This is a genomic window from Phenylobacterium sp., from assembly GCF_004799395.1.
Classification (GTDB): Bacteria; Pseudomonadota; Alphaproteobacteria; order Caulobacterales; family Caulobacteraceae; genus Phenylobacterium.
The window spans coordinates 17,235-29,781 of record NZ_SSMZ01000045.1; the positions used below are offsets into that span (position 1 = coordinate 17,235).

Here is a 12,547-nt window from a genome sequence, read left to right on the forward strand (position 1 = left end):
CAGCAGGCTGGAAAGGTCGCGGCGAAGCTCGCCAGGCCCAGGAGGTCCAGCTTCGGATAGAGGTCAGCGGTGGCGACGCCGATCTGAGCCGAGGCTGAGGCCAGGCTGCGCTCGGCGGCGCGTACGTCCGGCCGGCGTTGCAACAGTTCTGACGGCAGGCCGACGGGCAGGACCGTGGGCTGTGGAGGAAGCCCCTTGGGTGGCGAGAGCTCGGCGTCGAGCGCCGTTGGCGCCTGCGCGAGCAGGACGCTCAGAGCGTGGATCGCGCTGCGGGCTTGCTGGTCGAGCTGTGGGATTTCTGCGCGGCGGGCCTGCAGGGTCTGGCGCTGCTGGTTGACGTCGAGTTCGGTGACCACGCCGGCCTTCGACCGCGCCGCCACCAGGCCCATCAGGTCGGAGATCCGCGCCACGTCGGCGTCCGCCTGGGCGCGGCGGGCCTGGGCCAGCCGCAGCGTCATGTAGGCCTTGGCCACTTCCGCACTGAGCGCCACCTGGGCGTCGCGCACCTGCCAATGGGCGGCCTCGGCCTGGGCTTCCGCGGATTCGATCCCGCGCCGGGTCCCGCCGAAGATGTCGATCTCCCAGGTGGCGTCGGCGCCGAGGGAATAGACCTCCAAATGCTTTGGCAGCGAAAAGCCGCCAGCCGCCGCGCTGGCCGGCGCGCCCGTCGTCGTCCCCGTCCCCGCCGCGGGCGGCGCGCCGCCGAGCGCGCTCTGGGCGTCGCGGCGCGCGGCGACACCGCTGGCGCTGGCGTCGGGGAACAGCGCCGATCGCGCCACGACGATCTGCTGGCGCGCCTCGCGGAGTCGTGAGGCGGCGGTCTTCACGTCGAGGTTCTGGGCGAGCGCCCGGTCGATCAGGCTGTCCAGCACGGGGTCGCCGAGCTGGCGCCACCAGTGCGAAAGATCGGCGGCGTCGCTGCTGGCGCCCGGCGCGCGCGCGGCCTCGCCGAAGGCCTGTGGCGTCTCCAGCTTCGGCTGGCGGTAGTTGGGCCCGACCATGCAGCCGCCCAGGCCCATCAACGCCACGAGAACGACCAGACGCGTCATGGCGCGGCTCCTCGCGCCGGGGGCTGGGTGCGTAGGAAAAGGACCAGGGGCGCCATGCAGCCCACGAACAGCGTCAGAACCCAGAAGACATCCATGTAGGAGAGCAATTCCGCCTGCCGCAGCACCGTCTGGTAGAGGTTGCCCATCTGCACGCCGTCGAGCTGTCCGGAGCCGATGCCGATGCCCCGAAGGCGCGATGCAATCTCCGCGGTCTGGGCCTGGTAGTTGGGGTTCAGCGGATTCAGGCCTTCGACCAGCCGCGACTGGTGGAACTGCTCGCGCTGCGCCAGGAAGGTCTGCACCAGCGAGATGCCTAGCGTGCCGCCGAGGTTCCGCGAGATCGACAGCATCGAAGACGCCTGGCTCGATTGGTTGGCGGGCAGGCCGACGTAGGCGGCGTTGCTGAGCGGCACGAACAGGAACGGGATACCCGCGGCGATCCACACCCGCATCTGGGCGGCGTAGGCGAAGGAGATGTCGCCGTTGATGTCGGTCAGCCGCCACATGGCGAAGGTCTCGATCGCCATGCCGAAGGCGAGCAGCCAGCGCGGCTGGACCTTGCCGGTCAGCACGCCGACCAGGGGCATGATCAAAAGTGTCACGGCCCCGCCGGCGGTCATGGCGTAGCCGGTGTTGGTGGCGGTGTAGCCCAGCACCTCCTGCAGGAGTTGCGGCAAGAACTGGGTGGTGCCGAAGAGTATGACGCCGACCACCAGGATCAAAACATTGGCCAGCGAATAGTTGCGGCTGGCGAAGAGGCGCAGGTTCAGGAGCGGCTCCTCCGTGGTGAACTCGCGCACGACGAAGGCCCCGATGCCAACGACCGCCAGGACCGCGGTCATGCAGATGGAGGCGTCGGAGAACCAGTCGAGCCGCTGGCCTCGGTCCATGGTGTACTCAAGGCAGCCCAGGCCGATCGCAATGAAGGCGAAGCCGATGACATCCAGGCGCAGGCCGCGGTCGATGCGCGCCTGGCGCTCTTTTTCCAGGGTCTTGGGCTCGACCAGCACAGTCTGCACCAGGAACAGCGACAGCGCCGCAACCGGCAGGTTGATGAAGAAGATCCAGCGCCAGCTCAGGTCGTCGGTGATCACGCCGCCGAGCGTCGGGCCGATGGTGGGCGCCAGGATCACCGTCAGGCCGAACAGCGCCAAGGCCAAGCCACGTCGCTGCGGCGGGAAGGTGTCCACCAGGATCGCCTGGGTGGTCGGTTGCAGCCCGCCGCCCGCCAGCCCCTGCAGGACGCGTGCGAGGATCAGCACAGTGAGGTTCGGCGCCAGGCCGCACATGGCCGAGGCGACGCCAAAGCCCGCCACGCAGATCATATAGTAGCGTTTGCGGCCGACGACCGAGGACAGCCAGCTGGAGATCGGCACCGTGATGGCGTTGGCGATCAGGTAGCTGGTCAGCACCCAGGTCGCCTCGTCGTAGCTGGCCGACAGGCCGCCAGCGATATGGCGCAGGGCGACATTAGCGATGGAGGTGTCCAGCACCTCCATGAAGGTCGAGATCGAGACCACGGTGGCGATGATCCAGGGATTGCCGCCGCCGGCCGCCGAGCGCGCCGCCGACCAGCCTCCGCCGCCGCCGCCGGCCTGAGCGGGCGCCTCCGACACCTCAGCGCACCTTGACGGTGGGCGAGACGGAGAGACCAGGGCCCAGCGGACAGGTCCGGGGCACATCCTCGAACGTGATCTTCACCGGCACCCGCTGGACAACCTTCACATAGTTGCCGGTGGCGTTCTCGGAGGGGAGCAGGGCGAAGGCCTGCCCCGCGCCGCGCTGGATGGAATTGACCTTGCCGTGCAGCTTCACCGGGCAGGCGTCGACGCTCATGTCCACCGGCTGACCGACGCGCATGCTCTTGAGCTGGGTCTCCTTGAAGTTGGCGGTTACCCACATCTCCATCGGCACGATGGCCATCAGCTGCTGCCCGGGTTGGACATAGCCGCCCGCCGCCACGGTCTTCTGCGACACATAGCCGGCCACCGGCGCCACGATGCGAGTGCGGCCGAGTGTGATCTGGTTCTCCGCGATGGTGGCGTCGGCCGCCGCCAGCACCGCCTTGGCGCCTTGGATCTGGGTTTGGGCGGCCTTCACCTGGGCGGCCGCGCCCTCGGCCTGGCGAAGCGCCGCGTCACGCTGGGCGGTGGTCTGCTTGGCCTGGGCGACGGTCTGGTCGACCTGCTGAGCCGCCACCGCACGGGGCGTGGAGGCCTGCAGCCCGGTTAGGCGCTGGGCGTCGCGGTTGGCCTCTGCGGCCTGGGCGGCGAGGCCGGCCGCCTGATCGCGCGCCTGGTGGTATGAAGCCTGGCTCACGCCTACCTGGGCCTGCGCCTGCCCAATCTGAGCGATGGCTTGGCCGCGCTGGGCCTGAGCCTGGTCGAGCTGGCTGCGCACGGTGCTGGCGTCGATCTCGACCAGGACCTGGCCAGCCTGGACCACCGCGTTATCGGCCACCAGCACCCGGGTCACCTGCCCCGACACCTGCGGCGCGAGGCGCACGATATGGGTATCGACGAAGGCGTCGTCGGTGCTGACGAATTGGCGCGCGTGTAGCCAGTAGAAGAAGCCGCCGACCAGCAGGGCCACCAGCGCGATCCCGCCGATGACCAGCACCTTGGGATTCGCTAGCGGGTTAGGCTTCTTCTTCCGCGCCGCGCCGCCCTCACCCCTGTCGCCGGCCTTCGTGGCGTCGCCGCCAGCCTCAGCGTCTTCCGGCCTTCCATCGTTGGCGGGCTGATGGGCCACGGCGCGTCCCCGACACGAGAGTTCGACGGCGGCGCATGGACGTCGAATGAAACCTAAACAGGCTTCGCCGTTTCGGGTTCCCGATCCGGCCCTGCCCGAGCTGGCTATTTGTCGTCGAGGAGTTGGTTGGCGCGGCTGTTGAGTTTCTTCGCCAGGGCCGTCGCGCCGCCGGAGCTCAGCGTCGCGGCGAATTCGGAGCGCTGGCCAAGCAGGGAGCTCACCGTGCTGTTGTAATAGACGTCGATCACCTTCCAGCCGCCGCCTGACTGGCGCATCCGGTAGGCCAGTTCGGTCGGAGCGCCCGCCCCGGTCAGGCGGGTTCGCACGAGCTTGTCGGGACCGCGGGTGTCGACCTTGTCGATGGAGAACGTCTCGCCGCTGTAGCCGTCAAAGTTATGGGCGTAGGTCGCCGTGGTCATGCGGGTGAACGCCGTGACCAGTTCAGCTTGCTGGTCCCCCGGCAGGGTGCTCCAGGCCGTCCCGACGGCGAAGCGCGTCATGGTGGGCAGATCGAAGGCCTGTTCGACGGCGGGCTTGAGCGCGTCGTAGCGTCCTCGCGGCCCGAGCTTCTTGGCCTGCTTCATGACGTCGAGCAGGGCCGCATCGAAGGCGGCGACCCGAACCGCAGCCGGATCGGCAGGTTGCGCGTGAGCGGGGAGGACCGAGACGCAGGCCGCTACTGGCGCGGCAAGGATCAGCGAACTCAAATTGCGCATCGGTTCACGCTGACTTGGCCAGACTGGTCTCCACAACGCGGGCTATGTCGCCGCCGTTCAGCCCCGCCCGCGCATACTGTTTCGCCATGTCGTCGTGGTCCTGGAATTCATCGGGAAGCACCAGGGTGCGCACAGCCAGGCCCGACCGCATCAGGTCATTGTTCACCAGATAGTCGAGCACATGACTGCCGAAGCCGCCGATCGAGCCCTCCTCGATGGTCACCAGCATGTGATGGCTCTGGGCCAGTCGGCGGACAAGGTCGCGGTCGAAGGGCTTGACGAACCGCGCGTCGGCGACCGTGCAGGATATGCCGCGCGCGCCAAGATGGTCGGCGGCCGCCAGCGCGGCCTGGAGACGGGTTCCGACGCTCAGAAGAGCCACGTCCTTGCCTTCCCGCAGCACCCGCCCGCGGCCGATGCGCAGCACCTCGCCCTGGGCCGGCAAGGGCACGCCCAGGCCGTCGCCCCGGGGATAACGGAAAGCAATGGGGCCGCGATCGTAGGCGGCGGCCGTGGCGACCATGTGCACAAGTTCCGCCTCGTCCGCGGCGGCCATGATCACGAAACCCGGCAAGCAGCCGAGATAGGCCATGTCGAAGGCTCCGGCATGGGTCGCTCCGTCGGCGCCCACGAGCCCCGCGCGGTCGATCGCGAAGCGCACCGGCAGGCCTTGGAGGGCGACGTCGTGGATCACCTGGTCGTAGGCGCGCTGCAGGAAGGTCGAATAGATGGCGCAGAAAGGCTTGTAGCCCTCGGTCGCGAGACCTGCGGCGAAGGTCACCGCGTGCTGCTCGGCGATGCCGACGTCGAACATGCGGCCAGGGAATCGCTTGCCGAACACATCCAGGCCGGTGCCGGAGGGCATGGCGCCCGTGATGGCCACGATGCGGTCGTCACCGGCGGCCTCGCGCACAAGCGCGTCGGCGAACACCTTGGTGTAGCTCGGCGCAGCGGCCTTCGGCTTCGCCTGGACCCCGGTGACCACGTCGAATTTCGACACGGCGTGCAGCTTGTCATCCGAACTCGCCGCGGGGGCGTAGCCATGTCCCTTCTCCGTCACGACGTGCAGCAGGACCGGCTCGTCCAGTCCATTGTCCCGGATGTTCTCCAGCACGGGAATCAGGTGGTCGAGGTTGTGGCCGTCGATCGGGCCCAGATAGAGGAAGCCCAGTTCCTCGAACATCGTGCCGCCGGCCAGCATGCCGCGGGCGTATTCCTCGGCGCGGGCGGCGGCCTCGTGCAGCGGCCGCGGCAGGTGTTCGGCGATGCCCCGCCCGAACGAGCGAAGGCTCTGGTAGCTCTTGGAGGAGACGATCTGGGCGAGGTGTCGGCTGAGCGCGCCCACCGGCGGGGCGATCGACATGTCGTTGTCGTTGAGGATCACCAGCAACTGGCCCTTGCGCGCGCCGGCGTTGTTCAGCGCCTCATAGGCCATGCCGGCGCTCATGGCTCCGTCGCCGATCACGGCGATCACCCGGTTGTCGCCGCCCGAAAGGTCGCGGGCCACCGCCATGCCGAGGCCGGCGGAGATCGAGGTCGACGAATGCGCCGCGCCAAACGGATCGTATTCGCTCTCGCTACGCTTGGTGAACCCGGACAGACCGCCGCCCTGGCGCAGGGTGCGGATGCGGTCCCGCCGCCCCGTTAGCACCTTGTGCGGATAGGCTTGGTGTCCAACGTCCCAGATCAGCCGATCGCGCGGGGTGTCGAACACATGGTGCAGGGCGACGGTGAGCTCGACGACCCCGAGTCCGGCGCCCAGATGCCCGCCGGTCACCGAAACGGCGTCGATCGTCTCCTGCCGCAACTCGTCAGCCAACTGTCTGAGTTCGTCCTTCGACAGATCGCGCAGATCGGCAGGGACGTTGATCTGATCCAACAACGGACTGACGACGCTCATGTAAGCCTCTCTAGACATTTCAGCCAATCGGCCCGTCGAATGTATGCGTCATGTCCGGCGATCCAGCAGGTAGAAGGGCAAGGTCCGAAGGCGCTCGGCGCCCTCGCCGAAGGGCGCCAGCGCCTCGCACGCCCGCACGGCGAGGCGAGCGGCCTCCTTGCGGGCCGGTTCGACACCCCAGTGCGCCACGAGCGTGGCCTTGCCCTGTGCGGCGTCCTTGCCGACCTGCTTGCCAGCGGATTCGGCGGACCCCTCCACATCGATCAGGTCGTCGCTGATCTGGAAAGCCAGGCCGAAATCGCGCGCAAAGGCGACCAGCGCCGCTCGTTCGTGCGGCCGCGCTTGGCCTAGGATCGCGCCGGCGAGGCAGGAGAATTCGAACAGGGCGCCGGTCTTCTTGTTCTGCAGTTCAATGATCTGGTCGGGGTTCAGCGGGCGCGTCGGGGCCTCGATATCGATCATCTGGCCGCCGATCATGCCGTCGCTGCCCGCCGCCTTAGCCAGGCTGGCCACAAGCTCCGCGCGGACGTCCCCGGAGGGATGGGTGGCTGGATCGGCGAGCAGTTCGAACGCCAGGGTGAGCAGGCCGTCTCCGGCCAGGATGGCGGTAGCCTCATCGAACTGTCGATGCACGGTGGGTTTTCCCCGCCGCAGGTCATCGTCGTCCATGGCCGGCAGATCGTCGTGCACCAGGGAATAGGTGTGCAGACACTCGATGGCGCCCGCGACGCGGAGCGCGCCGCTCAGGGGCGCCCCAAACAGCGCCGCGCACTCCAGGACCAGGAACGGCCGCAGCCGCTTGCCGCCGGCGAAGACGGCATATCGCATCGCTTCCTGGGCCCGGCCGTGCAGTCCGCTCGGCTTCGGAAGCAGATCGTCGAGCGCAGCCTCCACCTGAGCGGTCGACGCGGCCATGCCCGTCGCCAGACGCTTGTGCGCCGCGGGGCCTGGCGGTCCGTGGGCCTCAGATCGCTTTTCGCGCTCGCCAGCCGCAACGCCGTTCACGGCTAGGACTCCATCGACAGCTGACGGCTGGCGTGCGGCGGGACCGCCTGGATCGTGCGCCAGGGGCGGACGGAGGTGTGATCTTTTGCAGTCTGCACTTGCATGATCGCCTATCGTAACCAGCTAATCCCCCAGATGGTAAGCCGCGCGGCGTTGTAAACCCGCAAGCCAGCGGACTAGAAGAATACGTGGCCCTCGGACAATCGCCTTCTGAGTGTCGGATTCGTGAGTTAGCTGGGAAAATCGCCCCGAAGGGGGGAGCGGAGGTAACGATGCGAGTGGTCCTGGCCCAACCGCGCGGCTTTTGCGCCGGCGTCGTCCGCGCCATCGACATCGTCGAGCGCTCGATCGAGAAGTTCGGCGCTCCGGTCTACGTGCGCCACGAAATCGTGCACAACCGAACGGTCGTGCGCAGCCTGGAGTCCAAGGGCGCCCGCTTCGTCCATGAACTCAGCGAGGTCCCGGAAGGCGCCGTCACCATCTTCAGCGCGCACGGGGTCGCCCAATCGGTGATCGATGAGGCCCGGGACCGCGGGCTTCCGGTGCTCGACGCCACCTGCCCTCTAGTCTCCAAGGTGCACGCCCAGAGCCGTCGCTATGTCTCCCAGGGGCGCACCCTGATCCTGATCGGCCACGCGGGCCACCCGGAGGTCGAAGGAACGCTCGGCCAGGTGGACGCGCCCGTGCACCTGGTCTCGACGGTGCAGGACGTCGCTAGCCTTGATCTGCCGTCAGACACCCCGGCCGCCTATGTGACCCAGACGACCTTGAGCGTGGATGAGACGCGACAGGTGATCGTGGCGCTCAAGGCCCGGTTCAACGACCTGGTGGGACCGAACACCTCCGACATCTGCTACGCGACCCAGCACCGGCAATCCGCGGTCCGCGATCTATGCCGCACCGTCGACGTCCTGCTGGTCGTGGGCGCAGCCAACAGCTCGAATTCCAACCGGTTGCGTGAGATCGGGGTTGAGGAAGGCGTGCCAAGCTATCTGATCGCGGACGCGTACGCGCTCGACCTCGACTGGGTGCGCGGCGCCGGAGTGGTGGGCCTCACCGCCGGGGCGTCCGCGCCGGAGGAACTGGTCCTGGACGTGATCGCCGCCCTGCGCCAAGTCGAACCTGTCGAAGTCACGCAGATGAATGGCGTCGAAGAGAATATTGTGTTCCGCCTGCCCCCCGAGCTGCGCCACGCCGACGGCGAGCTTGATGGGGTCGAGGCTTAGTGAAGAGGAAGCATTCGGTGGGAATTCCGCTCGGTCAGGCCGCCCGGATCGGGGCCTATGTGGTTAAGCAGCACCTGATGGGGCGCAAGCGCTATCCCCTGGTCCTGATGCTGGAGCCGCTGTTCCGCTGCAACCTGGCCTGCGCCGGCTGCGGCAAGATCGACTACCCCGACGAGATCCTCAATCAGCGTCTCAGCTACGACGATTGCATGGCCGCGATCGACGAGTGCGGCGCTCCGGCGGTTTCGATCGCCGGCGGGGAGCCGCTGCTGCACCGCGACATGCCGCGGATCGTTGAGGGCTTCGTCAAGCGCAAGAAGTTCGTGATCCTCTGCACCAACGCCCTGCTGATGGCCAAGAAGATCGATCAGTACAAACCCTCGCCATTCCTCTCCTGGTCGATCCACCTCGACGGCGACCAGGTCATGCACGACAAGTCGGTCTGCCAGACCGGCGTCTACGACAAGGCCGTCGAGGCGATCAGACTGGCCAAGTCCAAGGGCTTCCGCGTGCAGATCAACTGCACGCTCTTCGACGGCGCCGATCCAGAGCGGGTGGCGGCGTTCTTCGACGAGATGACCGCCATCGGCCTGGACGGCATCACCGTCTCGCCCGGCTATTCCTATGAGCGCGCGCCGGATCAGGAGCACTTCCTGAACCGCGCCAAGACCAAGACCCTGTTCCGCGAGATCTTCAAACGCGGCAAGAACGGCCGCGCGTGGTCGTTCACCCAGTCCGACCTATTCCTGGATTTCCTGGCCGGCAACCAGACCTTCGAATGCACGCCCTGGAGCATGCCGGCCCGCACGGTCTTCGGCTGGCAGAAGCCCTGCTACCTGCTGGGCGAAGGCTATGTGAAGACCTTCAAGGAGCTGATCGACGGCACCGATTGGGACAATTATGGCGTCGGCAACTACGAGAAGTGCGCCAACTGCATGGTCCACTGCGGCTTCGAAGGCACGGCGGTCCGCGAGTCGGTGACCAATCCGCTGAAGCTCATGAAGGTGGCCATCAGCGGCATCAGGACCGAGGGCAAGATGGCCCCCGAGATCCCGCTCGATAAGCAGCGGCCCGCCGACTTCGTCTTCTCAGCCCACGTCGAGCGGAAGCTGCACGAGATCCGGCAGGCCAATCCGCGGGCCAAGAAGACGACACCCGTCGGCTAGGGCGCGGAAGGCGCGCCCGGCGTCGCGGCCGGTGCGCATCAGGCCCGGCAGCTGGGCGGGATTCTTCGCCAGCGCCCACAGCACCGCGCCCAGCGCCATCCCGCCATCGGGATTCATGCCGACCTTCACCGCGTCCGGCAGGTCGGTGTCGGCGGCGTCGGAGATCACCCGCGCCACGGCGAAGGGCAGGCCGAAGCGCTGCGCCAGTCGCACGGCGGCCGTGGACTCCATGTCCACGGCGAGCGCGCCGAATCGGTCGTGCGCGGCCCGCTTCTCGAGAGCGGTGGTCAGCATGCGGTCCGAGCCCAGGACGATTCCGCTGACCGCGGACGGCAACCGGCCTAGGAGTGCGGCTGTCCAGGCCGGGTCCGTCGCGGCCTCGGCGCCGCCGGCGACCGCCGTCGCCACCACCCAGTCGCCGGGCTTGAGGCCCGCAGCCAGCGCCCCGCCGATTCCCAGGCTGATGATGGCCTCGGCGCGCGCGGCCTGCGCGGCCAGGAGCGCTTCAAGCGCCTGGGCGTCGCGCCCGCCGCCCGGGATCGCCACCAGGCCGGGGCCGGCGAGAATCCGCGCCTCGCGCTTCAGGCCCGTGACCGCCAGGATCGTCACATGCCGAAGCCGACCCGACGGCTGTTGGCGCGGGTCAGGTTGCGATAGCGGGCCAGCGCCCAGAGCGGGAAGAACTTCGAATAGCCGTGGTAGCGAAGGTAGAAAACCCGCGGGAAGCCGCCGCCGGTATAGCCGGGCTCCGGCCAGAAGCCCTCGTCGTCCTCGTTCGCCGCCAGCCAGGCCACGCCGCGTTGCACGGCGGGGTGATCCACCAGCCCCGCCGCCATCAGTCCCATCAGCGCCCAGGCGGTCTGCGAGGCGGCCGACGGCGCAGGCCGATGGCCGGCGTAGTTGAGGTCGTAGCTCTCGCAGTCCTCACCCCAGCCACCGTCCGCATTCTGGATGGCGACCAGCCAGTCGGCGGCGCGGCGCACCATCGGGTCCTCGACGCTCAGGCCCACGGCGTTGAGCGCACAGAGCACCGACCATGTCCCGTAGACGAAATTGACCCCCCAGCGGCCAAACCAGCTGCCGTCGGCCATCTGGGATTTAGCCAGGAACGCCAGCGCGGCTTTCACCTGCGGGTCGCTCCGGTCCTTGCCGAGCTGGGCCAGCATGCTGACGCAGCGCGCCGTGACATCGTCGGTGGGCGGATCGAGCAGTGCGCCATGGTCGGCGAAGGGTATGTTGTTCAGGTAGTGGAAGCTGTTGTCGGCGTCGAAGGCGCCCCAGCCGCCGTCGCGGCTTTGCAGCCCCTCGACCCACTCGGTCCCCCGCGCGATGGCGGCGTCGAACCTTCCACCCTCGCGGTGGCGGGCCCGGTCCATGGCCATCACCACCACGGCGGTGTCGTCGAGGTCCGGATAGTGGGCGTTGTTGTACTGGAAAGCCCAGCCGCCCGGCCGCACGTCCGGCCGTTGCTCAGCCCAGTCGCCCTTCACATCGAGCACCTGGCGCGGGATCAGCCAGTCCAGCCCCTGGGCCGCGGCGTCCTCGGCCACATCGCCGCCCAGTTCCAGCAAGGCGTGGCAGGTGAGCGCGGTGTCCCACACCGGCGAGACGCAGGGCTGGCAGTAGACTTCATCGTCCTTCACCACCAGCAGGCGCTCGACGGACTCCCGGGCGGCCGCGCGATCCGGGTGGTCGGCTCCGAAACCCAGCGTGTCGTACATCATCACGCTGTTGGCCATGGCCGGGTAGATGGCGCCCAGGCCATCGACGCCATTGAGGCGCTCGGCGACGAAGTCGACGCAGGCCTGGGTCGCGCGCGCCCGCAGGCGTTTGGGCCACAGCCCCTCCACGGCCTTCAGCACCGCATCCAGGGCGTTGAAGCCCACGGTCCAGAGCCGCTTGGTCGCCGCCGCCTTGGAGGCCGGCTTGATGTCGGCCGCACCCCCGTAGAGTTCGGCGATCCCTATGCCGCGCCGATTGCGGGCGACGGGTTTGCGGGTCTGCAGGACCAGCAGGGGCACGATGACCGTGCGCGCCCAGTAGGACATCTTCGACAGGTGGATCGGGAACCAGCGCGGCAGCAGGATCAGCTCGATCGGCATGGTCGGGATCCGCGCCCAGGACATCTGGCCGAACAGGGCCAGCTGGATGCGGGTGAAGACATTGGCCGCGTTGGGTCCGCCGTGAGCCCGGATCGCCGCCCGCGCCGCGGCCATGTGCGGGGCGTCGGGATCGTCACCGATCATCTTCAGCGCGTAGTAGGCCTTGAGGCTGGCGCTGATGTCGAAGGGGCCGCCGAAGACCAGGGGCCAGCCATGGTGCGCGCCCTGGATGCGGCGAAGATAGACCCCGACCTTCCGCTCCAGCTCCAGGTCGTCGGCCTCGCCGAGGAACTGGCGCAGCAGGACGTATTCGGCCGGAATGGTGGCGTCGGCCTCCAGCTCGAAGACCCAATGGCCGTCAGCGTTCTGCCGCCGCAGCAGGGCCTCGGCCGCGCGCCGGATGCGGCCGTCGAGGACCGTCTGGGACGCGGTGAGGGCTGGGGCGACGTCGTTCACCGGCGAGTCTCTTGCATCACGATCTTGGCGGCGGTGGCGCCGGAACGGAGCGCCCCCTCGATTGTGGCGGGCAGGCCGGTCTGCGTCCAGTCGCCGGCCAGGACGAGGTTGGCCAGCGGTGTGCGCGCGCCGGGCCGACGGGCCTGCTGCGCCACGCTCGCGACGAAGGTCGCACG

At 68.4% G+C, this 12,547-nt stretch carries 10 protein-coding genes and 1 pseudogene; 2 read left to right on the plus strand and 9 right to left on the minus strand.

Annotated features, from left to right (window positions below; translation table 11 throughout):
• Positions 1-26: 26 nt before the first annotated feature.
• The 6 genes and pseudogenes from E8A12_RS03095 to E8A12_RS03120 all read right to left on the minus strand — a co-directional run.
• Positions 27-1,049, minus strand: a pseudogene (locus E8A12_RS03095) (efflux transporter outer membrane subunit); the annotation flags it as partial.
• Positions 1,046-2,665 carry a DHA2 family efflux MFS transporter permease subunit gene (locus tag E8A12_RS03100; protein WP_293366292.1) on the minus strand — a complete coding sequence of 540 codons (1,620 nt, stop codon included), beginning with the start codon at positions 2,663-2,665 and terminating at the stop codon, positions 1,046-1,048. The pseudogene E8A12_RS03095 and the gene E8A12_RS03100, both read right to left, overlap by 4 nt.
• A 1-nt stretch (position 2,666) precedes the next feature.
• Positions 2,667-3,800, minus strand: a complete 1,134-nt coding sequence (locus E8A12_RS03105) for an HlyD family secretion protein (RefSeq protein WP_293366293.1) — start codon at positions 3,798-3,800, stop codon at positions 2,667-2,669.
• Between the two features lie 104 nt (positions 3,801-3,904).
• Positions 3,905-4,516, minus strand: coding sequence for an ABC transporter substrate-binding protein (locus E8A12_RS03110; RefSeq protein ID WP_293366294.1), 612 nt, complete (start codon positions 4,514-4,516; stop codon positions 3,905-3,907).
• 4 nt (positions 4,517-4,520) lie between these two features.
• Positions 4,521-6,416, minus strand: a complete 1,896-nt coding sequence (gene dxs, locus E8A12_RS03115; protein WP_293366295.1) for a 1-deoxy-D-xylulose-5-phosphate synthase — start codon at positions 6,414-6,416, stop codon at positions 4,521-4,523.
• A gap of 48 nt (positions 6,417-6,464) precedes the next feature.
• Positions 6,465-7,331 (minus strand): polyprenyl synthetase family protein, encoded by an 867-nt coding sequence (locus E8A12_RS03120; RefSeq protein WP_293366296.1) that lies wholly within the window; start codon positions 7,329-7,331, stop codon positions 6,465-6,467.
• A gap of 362 nt (positions 7,332-7,693) precedes the next feature.
• Between E8A12_RS03120 and ispH the strand changes: the two genes are divergently transcribed.
• Both ispH and hpnH read left to right on the plus strand, forming a co-directional pair.
• On the plus strand, positions 7,694-8,647 hold the full coding sequence (ispH, locus tag E8A12_RS03125) for a 4-hydroxy-3-methylbut-2-enyl diphosphate reductase (RefSeq protein ID WP_293366297.1): 954 nt from the start codon (positions 7,694-7,696) through the stop codon (positions 8,645-8,647).
• A 17-nt stretch (positions 8,648-8,664) separates the two neighbouring features.
• The gene (gene hpnH / locus E8A12_RS03130) at positions 8,665-9,813 is read left to right on the plus strand and encodes an adenosyl-hopene transferase HpnH (RefSeq protein ID WP_293366298.1); all 1,149 of its coding nucleotides are present in this window, start codon (positions 8,665-8,667) and stop codon (positions 9,811-9,813) included.
• Here the strand turns inward: hpnH and E8A12_RS03135 are convergent.
• The 3 genes from E8A12_RS03135 to E8A12_RS03145 all read right to left on the minus strand — a co-directional run.
• Entirely contained in the window at positions 9,736-10,422 is a 687-nt protein-coding gene (locus E8A12_RS03135; RefSeq protein ID WP_293366299.1) for a hypothetical protein, read from the minus strand. The genes hpnH and E8A12_RS03135 overlap by 78 nt on opposite strands.
• Positions 10,419-12,371, minus strand: coding sequence for a squalene--hopene cyclase (gene shc / locus E8A12_RS03140; RefSeq protein WP_293366300.1), 1,953 nt, complete (start codon positions 12,369-12,371; stop codon positions 10,419-10,421). The genes E8A12_RS03135 and shc overlap by 4 nt, the downstream gene beginning before the upstream one ends.
• Positions 12,368-12,547: FAD-dependent oxidoreductase (locus E8A12_RS03145; RefSeq protein ID WP_293366301.1), on the minus strand; the 180-nt coding region annotated here is incomplete at its 5' end. The genes shc and E8A12_RS03145, both read right to left, overlap by 4 nt.

Excerpts from the sequence above, each read along its gene's own strand:
- E8A12_RS03120 (WP_293366296.1), bottom strand. The coding sequence starts at position 7,331 with ATGGCCGCGTCGACCGCTCAGGTGGAGGCTGCGCTCGACGATCTGCTT.
- E8A12_RS03110 (WP_293366294.1), bottom strand. The coding sequence starts at position 4,516 with ATGCGCAATTTGAGTTCGCTGATCCTTGCCGCGCCAGTAGCGGCCTGC.
- dxs (WP_293366295.1), bottom strand. The coding sequence starts at position 6,416 with ATGAGCGTCGTCAGTCCGTTGTTGGATCAGATCAACGTCCCTGCCGAT.
- ispH (WP_293366297.1), top strand. The coding sequence starts at position 7,694 with ATGCGAGTGGTCCTGGCCCAACCGCGCGGCTTTTGCGCCGGCGTCGTC.